The following is a 17,567-nucleotide window of genomic DNA, read 5'->3' as shown; positions in this document are numbered from 1 at the left end:
CAGCAAGCAAGGCGCCTACACATACACCGAGGATAAAAATCCACGTAGGCGTGAAGCTTGCTCACGCAAATTAATAAATACGTAAAACGATACTTTAAATGCGCCAGCAAGCAAGGCGCCTGCATGACCACATACGCCGAGGATAAAAATACACGTAGGCGTGAAGCTTGCTCACGCAAATTAATAAATACATAAAAGCTGCGCTTTTAAAGCGTCAGCAAGCAAGGCGCCTACATGGTCACATACACCGAGGATAAAAATCCACGAAGGCGTGAAGCTGGCTCACGCTATTTGATAAATACGTAAAAGCTGCGCTTTTAGTGCGCCAGCAAGCAAGGCGCCTACATGGACGCATACACCAGGATAAAGATCCACGTAGGTACGTCATTCCCTACAGAGATCAAACTATTGCAATCTATTCGCTTTAGGAGCCACTTACGTTTGGTAAAATTGTAACGTTAGTCTGCTTATTAAATTTTTGCTTCCAATTCAAATCACAAATGCCATCAGTGGGTGAAAAAGCGGTAGGTGCTGTTAAAAATAACCTACGTATTTCTTGATGATCAGACTCGTCACATGCAATTTTAAGTTTATCTAAAAATGGATCGAGCTCAGACCAAGGCATTTTAACTTCTTGTGCACTTAGGATTCTTGGGTGGTCTGTTCCAATAACGTTATCTCCAATGAGTAGCTCTTCAAAGAGTTTTTCACCTGGGCGTAATCCTGTGCACTTAATTTCTATATCGCCATTTGGGCGTTTTGCATGTTTAACTTCAAGCCCTGATAAATGAACCATTTTGACAGCTAAATCTTTGATTTTAACAGGCTCTCCCATATCAAGTACAAACACGTCACTACCCACTCCCATTGCACCTGCTTGAATAACCAACTGGGCAGCCTCTGGTATTGTCATAAAGTAACGGGTTATATCTTGATGGGTTAGTGTTATTGGGCCACCTGCTTTAATTTGTTTTCTAAACAGAGGCACAACAGAACCAGACGATCCTAAAACATTACCAAATCGCACCATGGTAAAGCGTGTTGTATCTTGGATTTCAGATAGCCCTTGCAGCACTAATTCAGCCATGCGCTTAGTAGTACCCATTATATTTGTTGGACGTACTGCTTTATCTGTTGATATAAGAACAAAAGTTTCTACATTTGTATATATGGCAGCAGTTGCTAAATTATAGGTGCCATAAACATTATTACGTACGCCTTCAACAACATTATGTTCTACTAATGGTACATGCTTATATGCTGCAGCATGATAAACAGTTTGAACACTAAAAGTAGAAAATGTTGACTCAACTAATTTTTTATTTTGAATAGAGCCCAGTATTGGCAGTATTTCAATATTTAAGTCACTTTTAGCACAAAATTCTGATAACTCTTTTTCAATTGCGTAAAGCGCGAACTCTGAAAGCTCAAATAGCACTAATTTAGTCGGACTATTTTTTACTATTTGCCTACAAAGCTCAGAACCTATAGAACCGCCGGCACCTGTAACCATTACAACTTTATTGGCTATATTCGCCGACATTAAATCTTGACGTGGTTGAACTGAATCGCGGCCCAACAGATCGTCAATTTCAACATCTTTTACTTCATCAAGATTAGTTGTTCCTGCAACAATATCTGCCATACCGGGAACAGTCATAACTTGTAATTTAAATTTTTCTATTGCGTTAAGGACTTCTTTTCGACGACTTCGAGATGTACTTGGTAGCGCCAATAATATTTTATTTGCACACTTTTGCTTTGCTATTTCAGCAATTTGCGACGGTGCATGTACACAAATACCTTGAATTAACGATAAATGCTTTTTAGGGTCGTCGTCTATAAAAGCGACGGGTGAATATTCTGGCCCATTTGCTAAGGCAGTAGCTAATTGGCGACCAGCAGAACCAGCCCCATATATAATTACACCTTCTTTACGGCGCATAGTTATTTGACCAACTACAGCTCGTACCGTTAGCCTTGCACCACCAACAAATAAAATACAAAAGCTGGCATAAATAAACGGTACTGTTCTTGGTACTGGCGCACTAAGAAAGAAGGATAAAATAGTTAAATAAACAGTTGAAAGTAAAACACCGGCAATAATTGCCCACATCGCTTGTGTGTTCATATAGCGCAATACAGCTCTATAAAGCCCAAGTTTTACAAAGCTAAATAAACTTAGCGGCAATACGGCTGATAATAAAATCCAGGTATGTGTGTTTTTTAAAACTGCTGTGCTGTCTAGCCTTAGTAAAAAAGCAAGCCAAAAAGCCACTATTATAAATACGCTATCGATGAGGAGAGAAATAATTCTTTTTTGAGGACGAGGCAAATTAACTAAAAATTTTAAAGGCACAATACATTTCCCTGAAGCTAGTAGTAAGACTACTATTCTATTGATTACAATTTTACTACAAGATGAACAACTATTGAACTTAATAGTTAAAGACTATATGTAAATATTTATATAGTCTTTATGTATTTGGTTATTTTTTGTAAATTTATGTATGAGAGTATAGCTATTTAACTCTATCCCCACTGCCACTCCCTGTGACTGTTTGTAATATATAAGTGAAGTAGTGCTTTAAGCTAAGTGTGGCAATCATTTTTTCATCTGTCTGAGCCAGTAGCTCAGGTGTAGACATATCAATCTCGTTTACTTGGGCTAAACCTGTAATACCCGGGCGAACATTGTATATATTTTTAGCCTCACGTGCTTGGGTAAGCTCTTCTTGATTAAATAATCCTGGACGAGGGCCAACTAAACTCATTTCACCTTTAAGTACATTCCAAAGCTGCGGTAGCTCGTCTAATTTAGTTTTACGCAAAAAACCACCAAACGGTGTTATAGATGCAGTGCTTGCTAAATGGCTAGCAACTGAGGCCGTATCTACACTCATTGTTCTAAATTTCACTAAAGTGAAAGGTTTTTTATTACGACCAACACGCTCTTGCATAAATAGAGGCGAACCTGTATCGAATAAGCCTATTACGTATAGAATGATTAAAAATGGCATAGCAAATATTAAACCTACCAATGAAAACAAAATGTCGAGTATACGAATCATTAATTAACCTATTTAAATTTTTGCTGAGAACTTAAAACCATCTTCAACTGAATATGGTGGTGCCCAATTAAGTGTAATTTTTGTGTGAGTGATATCTACTTGTAGCGACCCTATTAACCTATCGACTACCTGTTTTTTACCAAAAATTGCACCAGCAAGTGAAAACAACGCTGGCGGTACTGGGAGCGCCCAGTTCGACTTACCCTGTACCTTAGCCATTAATTGTACCATTTCGGCAGTAGAAAGGTCATGATCATCACTTACTAAAAACACTTGATTAGCCGCAGCTGGGTGCTCAACACATATCTTAATTAGATCAACTAAATTATATACAGAAACTAAACTTCGTTTATTTTTATTTATCGCTCTAAAGGGTAAAGGAAATCCTTTATTTACCAACCTCATTAAAGATGCAAAGTTAGCCTTTACTCCTTCGCCATATACTAAAGGCGGTCGTATTATTACTATTTCCATACCAGCTTGTTGCCCTAAAGCTAGTAGTTGTTGCTCTGCCTCTGCTTTAGAAACTCCGTATGGATCTTCTGGGGCGTTTTCTTGTTCATTAAAAGGAGTACGACCGGTTGTACTTTCGCCATTTACCTTAATAGTACTAACAAATATAAATCGCTTAACACCAGCTTGGGCAGCTTGAGTAGCTAAATTTAACGTACCTTTTGTATTTACAGCTCTAAATTCATCTATTGGGTTTGCAGAATTATCGTCCATTATGTGTACGCGAGCGGCGCAGTGTACAAGAACTTTAATTCCATTCAAGTCTAAGTCTTGAACTGGGTTACTAAGGTCAAAATATTGATGTTTGTAGTTGCCCAAAATTGGTTTGCGCCCTAGTAACAAACACTCTTCGGTATTTATTTTTTTTAGAAGCTCTGTGCCAACAAAGCCACTATAGCCAGTTATAGCGATCATAGTTTATTATCCACCAATGCTTTATATATTTTGATGTGCGTATCCACGACAGCTTTAACATCAAACTCTTTCTCGGCAAATGCTCGGGCTTTAATTCCCATTTTTATACGTTCATTCGGGTTATTTATTAATTTAATAAAAGCATCAGCAAGAGATTTCGCATCCATAGGTGGAACGGCTAGCCCTGTTACGTTATTAATTATCGCGTCACTGCAACCTGGATTTGTAGTTGTTACAATAGCTCTACCACATGCTGCGGCTTCAATCAGTACTTTTGGTACGCCTTCACCATAAAAAGAAGGCAGAGTAACAATGTTTGCATCTGAGAAAATTGCAGGAATGTCATTACGATGCCCTAAATAATCAATTACCCCTTCCTTAACCCACTTATCAATTTCAGATTGCTTTACTGTATTTGGATTTTCTAAGTCGGGAGTTCCTATGAGCAAAAACTGTGTATTAGGGAACTGCGCCTTAACTATTTTGGCAGCTTCAATATATTGATAAACTCCTTTTTCGCGTAATAAACGACATGCCATTGCAATTTTAATATGTGGACGGTTTATTTCCGTAATGTGATTATAAACAGATAAATCCGCACCAGAGCCTTTAATAAGTATTTTATCGTTAGCTTTGAGTTTAGCTACATCTGTAAGTATTTTTTCGTCAGATCTATTTTGGAAAATAACTGTTTTACTTTTATGGGCTAGCGCAACTTTGTATACCATAGAAGCTATGAATTTGGTTAGCTTTGCTCTGAAAGTGTTTGCAGTGAATACATAACCTAAGCCTGATATGGCAACTACAAATGGTATTTTTAGTTTAATAGTTTTTAATATTAGCCCTGAATATAAAACAGGTTTTATTGTTACTGCATGAATAACAGACGGCTGTTCCTGGTCAATTAACTCACGTATTGCTTTTAGTGTTTTTAATTCATTGCTGATGCTGCCACCACTTCGAGTAAATGGCAGCTCAACAACATTAAAGCCCATGTCTACAAGCTCTTGCTCATGTTCGGTAAAATGGCAAGCTATCGTAACGTCATATCCTTGCTCTAAAGCTTCTTGCGCAATTGGTAAACGATGGGAAACAAAAAACCAATCAACATTAACTATAAATAGAAGCTTAGACATTAGCACAACCTCTTTAGTTGGGTATAAAATTGACTACGGCGCTCTTTAAGCTCTGAGGTTAAATATTTTTGTGCATTTAAAGTGTTATCAAGCGAAGCTTGGTTGTAGTCAGTGTGTGAATTTAAAATATTATATATTTTATCCGCTAGTTCCTGAGGTGAGTGTTTATCGTGAACATACTTATGATTAATAAGTTCAGGAAGTCCACCGGCGTTACTTACAACACAAGGTAGAGCTCTGCTCATTGCTTCAATAGTGGCTCTAGGTAAGCCTTCTTGGTTACTAGGTTGTATGTACAGGTCTGATTTATCGAGTAAATTAAATAAATCTTGTTTATTTAATACCCCTGGGTATGTAATTACAATATTTTGGTAATTACACTCTTTTTTAAAGTAAGTGCCTCGACCAACTAGGTGAATTAAAAGCTTAGTATTTAATTTTTTATCTAAAATATCTAATGCATTAAAAAGCACATCATAACCCTTATGATGACTATCTAAATTACCGGTTAAGGTAATTTCATACTCACTCTTATTTACTAGATTTTTTGGGTCTTTAATAGCGTTTATTTCAACATTTGATGCATTCGTTTGAAAGCCGTTTGTTGGATATTTATTCTGTAAAAAGTGTTCTGTTACATAAATTGCACCAGATGCATTGAGTACAGATTTACTCATTGCATTTACAATAATTTTTTTATAAATCTTCGCTTTTATAGAATCAAACCCATCCATCGCATCAGCAGGGCAGGCAACTACCTCACACACGAAAGGTATCCCCTGTTGGAGGGCAACCTCACTGGCTAAGAACCCTATTTCACTGGGAACTCTAATAACGAGAGCATCTACATTCTTTAATTTTTCTTTTAATAACGCTTTATATTTATTTCTTAAGATAAAGCGGTTTTTAAAATTAGACTGATCTTCAAAGGGAATAAAATCTATATTTTCCGAGGTTACTTTATTTAACTCTTCAAACACTACACTTACTTCATTGATATTTATAAATCTCGATATGATACTTATTTTATCAAAATGCTCGAAATACCGATCAAAAGAGCTAACAGACAACTTCCCAGCGGAATAAGCATCATGATTATCATTCGTATAAAACTTATGATCATGTATAAATGCAATACTCGTCATATTTTTTTAATTTCCCTAGCTGGCAAACCAGCATAAATAGCATTTTTTTCTAAGCGCCCTTTTGTAACAGTATTGGCCGCGATTACTGTTCTTTCGCCAACCCAACTCCCACCAAGCACTCTCACACCACAACCAAACCAAACATCGCTTTCAATATTTATAGGTTTTAAAATTATTGGTTGATACTTAATTTTTATACTTTTATCTGTGAATGAGTGCTCAAAGGATATTAAGCTACATGAGTGAGCAAAAGAAACATCATCCTTTATAGTTATTTTACCTTGGCCGTCTAAATAGAAATATTCGTGAAAGCTTACATTATTACCTACTTCTAATTCATCTATATTTTTAAATATACACCACCGAGCTATATAAACATTATATCCACACTGTTTAACTAAGCTTTTAAAAAGCACATAGCGAATTACAATGCCAATTTTAAAAGGAATTGATGTGCTTATATCAAATAAAAATCGTCGAATAAACTTAGGCAATAATCTCAATATAAAGTTTATTATTACGAATATATATTTAAATTTTTTGAATAGCTTACGACCGTTCATAACGCCTTACTTTCTGAATATATAACTGTTAACTGTCTATAATTTTCTTCGATACTGAACTTGCTGTTATCAAATGAAAGGCTTTTAGCTTTAATGTGTTCTTTACTTGCTGTAAGCTCTAGAAGCTTCTCCTTCCATGTAGAAGCTTTATCTATAGGTAAGAACTCTAAGTAATCTGAAATTTTCACATCTTTTGGAACTGTGTCGGAAACTAACGTAAATAAATTGTTTGATTGAGATTCAACCGCCACAAGCCCTAATCCTTCAAACTTAGATGGTAATAAAAAGAAGTCAGCTGTATATTTCATCACCTCTTTCACATCGCCTCTAACACCTAATAATTTTATATTCGTTAAATTACGTTGGCTAATAATCTGTTCTACTTCTGCGTAACCTTTACCATCACCAATTAATAATAATTTAAAATTAGATTCACTTTTTAATAGGGTCATTAAATCGAGTAAGAATAAATGATTTTTTTGAGGTACAAAACGACCAACATGGATTAGAACTATATCGTCATTTTGTAAACCTAAATCAGAGCGAGAAAGCTTTTTATCCTTAGCTATTAAGTTTAATCCACAGGGCAATATATTTACTTTAGATGAAGAATAAAACATTGAAGGTGCACAATCTTTACTCACCGCTATTTTTTTATTTGAAAATAAATTCACCAAAACTTTAGCAAAAAAATAATACAACTTTTTACTAAAGTTATGAGTTTTATATTCTGAACGTTTATCGTTGTGGCAATGAGCAACGCGTATAGGTACTCCAGCCAGCCAAGCTATAAAAAGCATCCAACCGCTAGCTAGATTTACATGAGAATGAACAACATCGAAGCTCTCTTTTTTAAAGTAATTATAGAGCTTTTTTGAAAAAGTAAGCATACCAAGTCGAAGTGGAATTCGAGTAATCTTAGCACTGTTCTCTTTTACCTCTTCTTCATAGTAGCTGGCACTATTGTTATGCAAAATGAAGTCTAATTTATCCTCTGTAATATAGCTTAAATCTTTTAACCAAGTTTCAACGCCTCCAGTATCTAAAGACTTAATAATATGAGCTACTTTCATCATTTATATTTCCTAGCATAAAAAGTACTAAATAAGAGTGCGATTAATGGCCAAACTATAATTTTCTTACGAATAAAGTTGTCTCCGAGACTACCTATTGCTAGTGGGATATTGTTATTGTCCATATTAGTAAAGCCAACACCAACTAAACATATAGACAAACAGTAAATAGCAACAAATGTTTTGAAAACAACCTTTCGGTCATACTTCCTGAACACTAAACCATACGCCACGAGTAAAAAAATAATAAGTGATTCAAGTAACATTATTAGAGGGGAAAAGAGAAAATCATTGGTTTCATTAATTAAAGCCCAATTTGACGCACTCATTGGGTTTGGGCTTAAAAAGAAATAAATAAACCCAATAATACTGTTAATTAATGAAATAACAGACCCCCCAGTACCTAACAAAAAAACACCTATAATACATGCAACATAAAAAAATGATTTTCTATTAGTAAAACAGAAGGGTAAAACATAACAAAATACCATTATTATTGAATACGGCCTCAATAGCATTGCAAGAAGCAAGAAGAAACAAAAAAGTGCATATTTTTTATTAATATAGAAAGATGCTGAAAACAAGCACATTGAGATAACAGCAACATCTTTACCAAAGTTAGATGCCCAATACAGAAGTGATGGTGAAACTAATAAAAAGAAGAAACCTAGAGATATATCTTTTATATGTTTATTGTTATGCAATGAAACCATGTAATACCGGCATGACATAAACCATAAAAAACAATTTAAAATTATGATTACGAACTCATTTATAGAGAAATCATCTAAAGGTAATAAAAAAGATAAGAAAGCTGAAAACGTAATTCTGGAGCTTATAAACCCAAAGCCACTTAAGAAACGGTTCATTTCATTAGTAAGTAACTCACTGATATTATACTCTCGCAGGTTTGTTACAAAAGCTAGCTCATCTGGACCCGAGATTGGACTAAAATTGTAGCTGTTGTATATCAAATTCAGAGAAACCAAAATGAACATTGCCCATTTCGTCTCCTCAGTCACGATACCTTTTGCTGTTAAAAAAACGAGTGTAAATACCATCAAAGCAATGGATATAGGCATACTGACTACAGATAAATATAAGAGAAAAAAATATAAACCTATTGCAAGCAATACATAAGATGCTTTATTTATCATTTTCTTTTATTGCGCTTTTGAGGTTCTGTAAGTAGGCTTGCTTTAGTTCATCTAATGTATTTAGATAAGGCTTGCTTGAAATTAGCTTACTTGCAATCTGAGATGGCTCCATTTGATATGACAATAGGAATTCCTGTAGCCCTAAATCTGCTAAGATATTTGTCAGCTTTTCGTCCCACTCCAGAGCGTAGACTATTTTGTCTAACGCTAAAGCAGGGATTACAGCATGTAATCTTTGAGCCAAAATTAAGCTATTTTTATTTACTGAATCAATCAGTTCGTCAGCACTCAATACTCTAGGATGAACTTGGACTTTTTCATTGTCTATTTTAGGTACGAGATATTTATGTATGAACTTAACGTCTTGTAGGGAGCCATTATTGTATATAGTAATTTTGTCATATTGATCGCTTAATATATTAATCAACTCTAACCACCAAGATGCAATATCCTCCCTCTTGTATAAGTTTTCACTATGCCTAACCATTTCGTAAGGATCCATAATGAACAAACCTAGTGTATCTTTGTTGGCTTTAGGGACGACCATTTCGTTCACAAAAAAAGCAGGATCAAGAATATAATTTTGGGTATTTAGGCCAAGCTTTTTAGCACGAATTAAAGATTTAGAGTCTCGAGTGAAAACAGGTATATGCTTAATAAACATTTTAGCTATAAGCTTCCAGATATAAGTATGTTTACTACCCACTCCTACAGACCATAAAACAACTTTCTTGTTATGCTTTTGAGCCATACGTGCGACTCTAATAATATTCAATAAAAAACAACAATAGTTATCAATTAAAAGGTGACCGCCACCTATAATAATTAGATCATTATCCTTAACAGAATTTATTAACTCTTCATCAGACCACTTAATTGATAGAAGTGTTTTAATGAACCTAGGTAAATAATATTTTTTTTGCTGCTCAACATTCTCTTTTATATCATCAATATTGACTTCAGGTTGTTTATAATCAATATTATATTTACCTTGCTCTAAATCAAAGTAAGATACGGTATCAACATCTAGTTTATTTTGAAGCGTCCAACCCAATACTTTTTCTATAAGCTGATCGCCAACGTTAGGTGATTTTCCAGCACCAACAATAAGAACCTTCATAATATTACCTCTGAAACACTAGGGTGTTTATACTATACTTATTTTTTAACTTTAAATAAGAGAAATGGTTCCATATTAAAGTACAGATGCTTGAACTAATCACTACACCGAAAACCCCAAAATACAGAAAAAGTGGATATACAATAATAAATTTCACTACAATGGAGAAAATCATTAACTTGGCTAAATATTTCCCTTCATTTTTTACTTTCATTAAGGTCAATGTTTGTCCATAAAGAGCACTAAGCATAATATTTATGATCAGACAAAGCATAATGAAATAGCCTGTCTTATAACCTTCACCAAAAATACTCAGCACCCACTCACCTAGAAAGCACATAGCAACGAAAAATACAGATATAGAAGCAAACCCAAACTGACTCGACATTTTAGCTTTAAGGCCAATCTCCTGCTTATTTTTGCTTTCTTTCACAAAATATGGCACTAAGATATTTGCGATTGCGTTTAAAAAGAAACCACTTAATAGTGCGATTTTTTGTGAAGCAGAAAAAACAGCAACGTTATTTTCTGTAGTTATGCTATCTAAAATCAATATATCCACATTTGACATTAAAGTCGTAGTAAGAAAAACAAAGTAAAGTGGAGTTAAATTTTTTATATCTATAAACTTAAAAAAATCACTCGATAAATCATATCGTTCGCTTTTATTTAAATTAAATTGCATCACAAAAAAGGATAAAAAATAACCACCTGCAACAACCATTATTAATTCATAAAAAGTCGTAAGCTCATTAGAAAGAAAAAATAACATTATTAGTATAAAAGAGTTTCTAAGAACTTTATCGCACATTTGATATACGATAATTTTTTTAAGGGCCGTGTATATAGATTGCTTCAATAGTAAAATTGAAGCGATGTAAGAAATAAAAATAAAGCTCAATATAGCTGCAATATTCTCACCTCTAAAATACAAATATACTATTGTAATAAATATAACGGGTAAGAAAAATAATGATACTGACGTATAAGCTTTTTTACTAATTTCAGATATTGCCTCTTTATTAATTTTAGGTATATTTAGCAATAGATATTGATTTATACCTAATGAAACAATCACTGAAATTATGGTAGCTAAAGAGATGTAGAAGCTATAGGAGGCAAAAACTTCTTCTTTAAATATTCGTGCTATATAAACGTTAAGAATAAAGTTTATTGCTGCAGCAAATACTGAAACAGAAGCGGATAATACTATCCTGATATATAAATTATTCATTAAAACCTTTTAAACCTCAGCACAAAACTAATTATTTTTTTCTGTTTTGCGATAATAGTTAAAAATTACGATTAATGAGCCTATGACTCCGCCTAAAAGAGTAAATATGATAACTATTAGAGCCCTCTTTGGCCCATATTTCTGCTCTGGAGCTAGTGCCGGATCTATTGTATTAAATACATACTCGTCTCTAACATTAGCAAACATTATTGTTTTGGCTTGCTCTTCAATTAGTTTGTATAATACCGATCTAATATCAGCAATATTTGTAACCTCTAGCTGCTTAGTTAAGAACTCAGTGCTTCGATTAGCCTCTACAACATCTCGATCTTTCATTTCTTGATTTATATCTTCAACTAACCAGTTAACCCATTTTTGAGCAATAAAAGGAGATACATGCGTTACAGAAATAGTCACCAATCCTGTTTCTTTATCTGTTTTTATACTGACAACATCCTCAAATACTTTATAAGCTTCTTGAAGCGATGGTTTCTTATTTAAAGGGAAGCTTACTTCACGTACCCATTCACCTGATTGCTCATTATAAATATCTTCATCATATATTAATTTATTATTTGAAGGCTCCCAGTTTTTGGCAGCCATTAACTCTTTTAAAACATTATGCTTACTGATAAAACCACTAGTAAACTTTCTAGACTTTATAACCTCTACTGCTAATTGGGATTTGTTACTACCACCACCAAGGTTGACTCCTGCCAAACTAGCTAAACCTCCAAACTGCCCTGCGAGGGCAGAAAGACCACTGGCACTTTCTGCTTCGACAGGGGTTAATAAGGCTTCTGATTTGTATATATTTGGCTCATTGACCGCGTAAAATATTGCAGCTAAAGAAAATAATAGTGTTATAAAAATAACTAATATTTTTTTCTTCCAAACAATAGAAACTAACATTGTTAGTGCTATTTCATGCTCAATTCTTGGATTCTTTTCAGAATCTTTTGTTGCTATTTGCTGCTTTAGAGTTTCAGGCATTTTTTTCTCTTAAACTAAAATTAAGTTGAATAGGTTATGACACATACCTATTACAAACTACCAATTGCAGCTACCGCTACACCAAGTTGATAAAGGATCTGCGTAGCTGTACTCCACAATGTCAGCTTATCCATATGACTTGCATCCATTGGGATAACAATTGTATCTCCTGGCTCTAACTGCTCAGCATTATTAGCTGCAAACCAGCCACCTGTATTTGGTATTTTCACTGAACCATTGGCTTTAATTATATAAATGCTATCTTCATTGGCACGTTCTTTGAGACCACCACTTAGGGCAATATAATCATCAACACTTACGCCTGCTTTATATAAGTGTGATGTGGAGTAGTTAACCTCACCAATAACGCTGATAGAGTCACGTTTACTTGGTACATATAATACATCACCGTCTTGTAATACTAAGTTTTGTTTATTATCTACAATTAACGGTAGATCAATTACTAAACGTCCTACGGCTTCTACACTCGCTAGGTCATTTAGTAACTTATTCATCTCGTCATATGTAAGAGTGTTGCTACTTACCGAGTTTTGAAAGCTTTTTGATGCGATATCACGTCGTAACTCGGTTGATAAGCGGGCTAACTGCTCTTGCTCTTGCTCTTTAATAGAGGCTCTAGTAAATACAGCAGCCTTTTCCTCTGCAAACTCAGAGAAGCCGCCTGCGCGCTCTAATAGCTCTGTTAATGTTTCTCCGCGACGGATAGTGTACGTTCCAGGAAATCTAAGCTCACCTTTAAGTTCTACTTTCACGTTTTCTTGCCAATTAGGGATGGCGAATACATTGATACTATCTTTACTCTGCAGCGTGATATTACTTTGTAAATCGCCGCGCATCGCGCTTTCAAGGTCTAAGCGTAAGTGCTCAATTTGAGAGCCGTCGCTTTCAACAATCCGAGTGATTTCAGCCTGTTTTACGTAAGCAGACTCTAGCAACCCGCCAGCAGCTGTTACTAAATCACGCACGTCACCGCCTACCATTAATGGGTATATGCCTGGAAATGTAACGTTACCGCTAATTTCAACAAGTTGCATAGCTTGGCTCACAGATGCTTGCTGTTTAAACTTAGCTATAATTGGATCAAGTAAGTTATGACGACTAAATAATGCGTAATCTTCAGGCTTGAGTTCTTGTTCTGCCTCTTCTTTAGCTTTTCTTTTAGATATTTCAGCAATAGTAAGTATTTTATTATCTTCAAGAACAAGTTCTTCATCTTCTTGGTTTATACCAATGTATTTTTCGAACTCATTTTGCTCAAACTTATGCCATTGCTCTGCTTTTTGTAGTTGCTCTTGCTGCTCTTGGCTGAGCGCCATGTTGGCCAATGCTAATTTTTCGACTTCTTTTTCTTCAAAACGACTAAATACTATTATTTTGTCATTGGCTTTTAGCGTTAAGTTATTTTCTGGATTCTTTATTATCGCTTGAGCTACATCAAATTGGTGCGCTTCTATATCACCATTAATATTTACTTCGCGAATAACTAGGCCGTAGCTTAAATCCGCTTGTGGGAGTAAGTCCCCACGTACTGATTTTAAAACATCAGAAATACGCTTACCTTGATACCACTGATAATTACCTGGGCGTGCTACTGCACCAATTAGGCTAATTGAATTTTGATATTGTGCACTAATAGAATTAAAACGAATTCGATCGCCACCTTGAGGTATGTAGTTTATTTTTGGTTTGGAAAAATCGACAGAGAGGACTTCTTTTCGGTCAAAATTAAAGCGCTCTACCACTACATTTTTAGTGTAAGCCCCAGGTTTAAGACCACCTGCCATAGTTAATAACTGTCTTGCAGTCTCGCCTTTTTTTAGCTCAAATATTGCAGGGCGCTTAACTAAGCCTTCAACTCTAACTTGGTCTCCTACAGGGGGAACAAATACAACATCGCCGGATTTTAAAACTATATCGTTACTACTATCACCCTTGATCAGTAGATCATAAAGGTCGAAGTTAGTAATAACTTTACCTGCACGTTTAACCTGTATATTACGCAGAGAAGCAATATCTGACACACCACCGCTTACAAATAAAGCGTGTGATACAGTTGTTAAAGACGATACGCTATAGCTTCCTGGTTTATAGGCTTCACCAAGTACTAAAATACGCATGCTACGAAGTTGACCAAGCGATATAAAGGCTTTTACACCAATAACTTCCTGCTCTACTTTAACTTTTATTAGTTCTTTAATTTCAGCAAAGGTTAAACCAGCAACTTCTACAGGGCTTAGATCAGGAATACTAATACGCCCTTCACGATCAACTATGACTTCAAAGCTGTCACTTTCTTTACCATAAAAGTTAATTTTTAATTGATCTCCCGCACCTACTATATAGGTATCGGGCACTGCCGCATTTTCACTTGGCATGAAGGTTGTTGGTTCGCCTGCAAATAACTCATAGCCGTACGGCTTCAGTTCATCTGTTTTTGGTTTAAAGCGCTCTTCGTCCGTTAAATCTTCTTTTTCTTTTTCAGGACGTTCACCAATAGTTGATTGCTGCTGATTATTGGTTTCTTCGTTTGATTGATTAACACCTGTGATTGTTGATAAGTCAACACCATACTGCTTAGCAAGCGCCTCTTGCTGGGCTTTGGGCAGCTTTTTAAATTGCTCAATTTGAGATGCTGTTGGCGTAAAAGCCAAAGTACTAAAACTACAAAGTAGAATAAAAGCACTAATAAATTGTGTAAAAACTTTCACGAGTAGGTATATCCCTAGGTCTACAACCAAAATTGGTGGCTATAATACCTTAATTTTGAGCAAATAAAAAAGGGACTTTCGTCCCTTTTGTCACTTTAGTGTCATTAACTTAGTTACATTGGTTAAAAACTGTAAACCAGAGTAAATGATGTTTCTGTGTCAGTGCTTTCTTTGTCGTCAGCAACATCTGAGTTGTTAGTGACATTAAAAGCGACTTTCATTTGTAATGAGCCGTTTATTTTTGCAAGCAATGCAGTTTCTGAACGAGTTTTAGTGTTTGTATCACCATACTCTACAGCAACTAATTGAGTAAAACGTGCACTCTCAGAAATTTGCCAGTTGTAATCTAATTTACCTAAGGCAATTACTTCGCCTTCAAACTCGCCAGCAAGAGAGTTACCGTTATCATCAATTTCAGAGCTGTCATCTGGGTATTCAAAATATTTATAACCAGGACCAACTTCGGCACTTAACCACATTGTTTTTTCGTTTAATAAACGTAGACCGTAACCTGCAGAAATTACTGACTCACTTCTATATGCTCCAAAATAATCTGAAACGTGTGAACCATAAATGAATAGATGAGAATGATCTTCATTTAATTTGTAATTACCTTGCGCTGAAATCGAGTACTTTTCATTAGTGCGCTGCTTATTTTTGTCGCCATTAGCATCTTCAACTTCATCTTCTTTATAGATGCCGTCTAGTTTGTATTCGTTGTTCCAGTTTTCAAGGTTGTGCTGTACTTTAATACCACCTTTGAGTGTGGTCGTTTCTGTATTACCACTTGTGATAATAGCACCAAGTTCACTGGTAACTTCCCACGTTTTTTGATCTGCGTCTGCAGCGAATGCATTTGTTGCAGCAGATGCTGCAACTAAAACTGATAAAAGCTTTAATTTCATTAAAAAATAACCTTTGTATAAATGTATATCTATTTTATTAAAGCGTTACTTGTTAGAGCAAGCAAAGCAGCTAAGTAATAATGTAAAAAATTTCATGCAGCAAATACTGCATGAAATTTTATGTCTAATAGCCGCTTTATCACTACAACAATTAAAGATAACTTTAATTAAATAACTATTTAAAATTAGTCTTGCTTGTGTAAATGAACATCCATTTGTGGAAATGGGATTGCAATATTTGCATCATCTAATGCAATTTTAATATTTTCCATTAATGACCAGTAAGTAGGCCAGTAATCAGCAGCGTTAACCCAAGGGCGAACAACAAAGTTTACGCTAGAATCACCTAGCTCAGATACAGCTACTGTATAAGCTGGGTCTTTAAGTATGCGTGTTTCTGCATCTAATACAGATTTTAATACTTCTTTTGCTTGACGTAAATCAGCATCGTAACTAACACCAATAACTAAATCGATACGGCGAGTAGACTCACGCGAGAAGTTAGTAATAGCGCCTGACATTATTTGAGAGTTTGGTACGATGATTACTTTATTATCTGGAGTACGAAGTTCAGTTGAAAATATTTCGATTTTCTTAACAGTACCCATTTTATTACCTGCTTCAACAAAGTCACCAGACTTGAATGGGCGAAGTAAAATAATAAGTACGCCTGATGCAAAGTTAGATAATGAACCTTGTAATGCTAAGCCAACAGCTAAGCCTGCAGCACCTAAAATAGCAATGAACGAAGTTGTTTCAATACCAATTTGCGAAAGTGCCATTAAAATAGTAACAGCAAATACAAGTGTGTACACAATGCTTGAAACAAACGACCCTACAGCTTTATCTACTTTCTTTTTAGCAAAACCTTTTTCAGTTAAGTTAGAACAAAACTTAGCGATACGACTACCAAGTAAAAAGATAACAAGCGCAACAACAGCTTGTATACCGTAGTGTAAGATTAGGCCTGAGTTATCGTTAAGCCAATTAAGTACTGAATCCATATTTACTCCAAATGTTTTTTATTAAGCGTTTTCCGAGCATTATTATACATTAATTTACAATTTATTCTCATAGAATAATGAATTAATACTATTAAAGTCGCCTATATTCGATTTTTCGCGAAAGTTATGCGACAAATATGTTACCTAATCCCCGTAAATATTAGCTGTTCAACACTGATTAAATTTGTTTATTTAAATTATTTTAATTTATTTCACTTTTAGACTTCACAACATTTATTATTTTATGTATTATGCGCGCCACACCAAACAAGGTGTGTGTAGTGGCGGTTGTAGCTCAGTTGGTAGAGCCCCGGATTGTGATTCCGGTTGTCGCGGGTTCAAGCCCCGTCAATCGCCCCACTTTTTCTCCTAGTAATACCCTTATTTATATTTTAATAATTCCCCTAAATTATATTTTTTAATATTCTATACAGCATACCCAAGCTTTATTACCCAAATTAATTAATATTTTAAGCTAAATTAGTTTATCAGCAACCTCTCCCCTTTAAT

The 17,567-nt window shown here is 35.0% G+C and carries 14 protein-coding genes and 1 tRNA gene; 1 reads left to right on the top strand and 14 read right to left on the bottom strand.

What is annotated here, in order from left to right:
- Nucleotides 1-424: 424 nt before the first annotated feature.
- The 14 genes from I6F43_RS12450 to I6F43_RS12385 form a co-directional block, all read right to left on the bottom strand.
- Nucleotides 425-2,359 (bottom strand): polysaccharide biosynthesis protein, encoded by a 1,935-nt coding sequence (locus I6F43_RS12450; protein WP_197102610.1) that lies wholly within the window; start codon nt 2,357-2,359, stop codon nt 425-427.
- Between the two features lie 163 nt (nt 2,360-2,522).
- A complete protein-coding gene (locus tag I6F43_RS12445; protein ID WP_197102608.1) occupies nt 2,523-3,071 on the bottom strand; it encodes a sugar transferase in 549 nt (182 codons plus the stop codon).
- Between the two features lie 12 nt (nt 3,072-3,083).
- Nucleotides 3,084-3,998, bottom strand: coding sequence for a UDP-glucose 4-epimerase family protein (locus I6F43_RS12440; protein WP_197102606.1), 915 nt, complete (start codon nt 3,996-3,998; stop codon nt 3,084-3,086).
- A complete protein-coding gene (locus tag I6F43_RS12435) occupies nt 3,995-5,134 on the bottom strand; it encodes a glycosyltransferase family 4 protein (RefSeq protein WP_197102604.1) in 1,140 nt (379 codons plus the stop codon). Before I6F43_RS12435 ends, I6F43_RS12440 begins: the two co-directional genes overlap by 4 nt.
- The gene (locus I6F43_RS20245; protein WP_197102602.1) at nt 5,134-6,279 is read right to left on the bottom strand and encodes a glycosyltransferase; all 1,146 of its coding nucleotides are present in this window, start codon (nt 6,277-6,279) and stop codon (nt 5,134-5,136) included. The genes I6F43_RS12435 and I6F43_RS20245 overlap by 1 nt, the downstream gene beginning before the upstream one ends.
- Nucleotides 6,276-6,842 (bottom strand): acyltransferase, encoded by a 567-nt coding sequence (locus I6F43_RS12425; protein ID WP_197102600.1) that lies wholly within the window; start codon nt 6,840-6,842, stop codon nt 6,276-6,278. Before I6F43_RS12425 ends, I6F43_RS20245 begins: the two co-directional genes overlap by 4 nt.
- Complete coding sequence (locus tag I6F43_RS12420; RefSeq protein ID WP_197102598.1) at nt 6,839-7,918, bottom strand: glycosyltransferase; 1,080 nt, start codon at nt 7,916-7,918, stop codon at nt 6,839-6,841. Before I6F43_RS12420 ends, I6F43_RS12425 begins: the two co-directional genes overlap by 4 nt.
- Complete coding sequence (locus tag I6F43_RS12415) at nt 7,915-9,072, bottom strand: hypothetical protein (RefSeq protein WP_197102596.1); 1,158 nt, start codon at nt 9,070-9,072, stop codon at nt 7,915-7,917. The genes I6F43_RS12420 and I6F43_RS12415 overlap by 4 nt, the downstream gene beginning before the upstream one ends.
- On the bottom strand, nt 9,062-10,192 hold the full coding sequence (locus I6F43_RS12410) for a polysaccharide pyruvyl transferase family protein (RefSeq protein WP_197102594.1): 1,131 nt from the start codon (nt 10,190-10,192) through the stop codon (nt 9,062-9,064). The genes I6F43_RS12415 and I6F43_RS12410 overlap by 11 nt, the downstream gene beginning before the upstream one ends.
- Nucleotides 10,193-10,196: 4 nt before the next feature.
- Complete coding sequence (locus tag I6F43_RS12405) at nt 10,197-11,426, bottom strand: oligosaccharide flippase family protein (protein WP_197102592.1); 1,230 nt, start codon at nt 11,424-11,426, stop codon at nt 10,197-10,199.
- A 27-nt stretch (nt 11,427-11,453) separates the two neighbouring features.
- The gene (locus tag I6F43_RS12400; RefSeq protein WP_197102590.1) at nt 11,454-12,419 is read right to left on the bottom strand and encodes a Wzz/FepE/Etk N-terminal domain-containing protein; all 966 of its coding nucleotides are present in this window, start codon (nt 12,417-12,419) and stop codon (nt 11,454-11,456) included.
- 50 nt (nt 12,420-12,469) lie between these two features.
- Nucleotides 12,470-15,148, bottom strand: coding sequence for an SLBB domain-containing protein (locus I6F43_RS12395; protein ID WP_197102588.1), 2,679 nt, complete (start codon nt 15,146-15,148; stop codon nt 12,470-12,472).
- 122 nt (nt 15,149-15,270) lie between these two features.
- Nucleotides 15,271-16,053 (bottom strand): DUF481 domain-containing protein, encoded by a 783-nt coding sequence (locus I6F43_RS12390; RefSeq protein WP_024593750.1) that lies wholly within the window; start codon nt 16,051-16,053, stop codon nt 15,271-15,273.
- A gap of 185 nt (nt 16,054-16,238) precedes the next feature.
- Nucleotides 16,239-17,057: a mechanosensitive ion channel family protein gene (locus I6F43_RS12385; protein WP_007582322.1), complete on the bottom strand. Its 819-nt coding sequence runs from the start codon at nt 17,055-17,057 to the stop codon at nt 16,239-16,241.
- 284 nt (nt 17,058-17,341) lie between these two features.
- Between I6F43_RS12385 and I6F43_RS12380 the strand changes: the two genes are divergently transcribed.
- Nucleotides 17,342-17,417: transfer RNA gene (locus tag I6F43_RS12380), tRNA-His, on the top strand.
- The last annotated feature ends 150 nt before the right edge of the window (nt 17,418-17,567 follow it).

Source organism: Pseudoalteromonas sp. NZS71_1 (assembly GCF_015864305.1).
Taxonomy (GTDB): Bacteria; Pseudomonadota; Gammaproteobacteria; order Enterobacterales; family Alteromonadaceae; genus Pseudoalteromonas; species Pseudoalteromonas arctica.
Note: the sequence above shows the minus strand (reverse complement) of the source record. Positions and strands in the feature narration are given on the sequence as shown.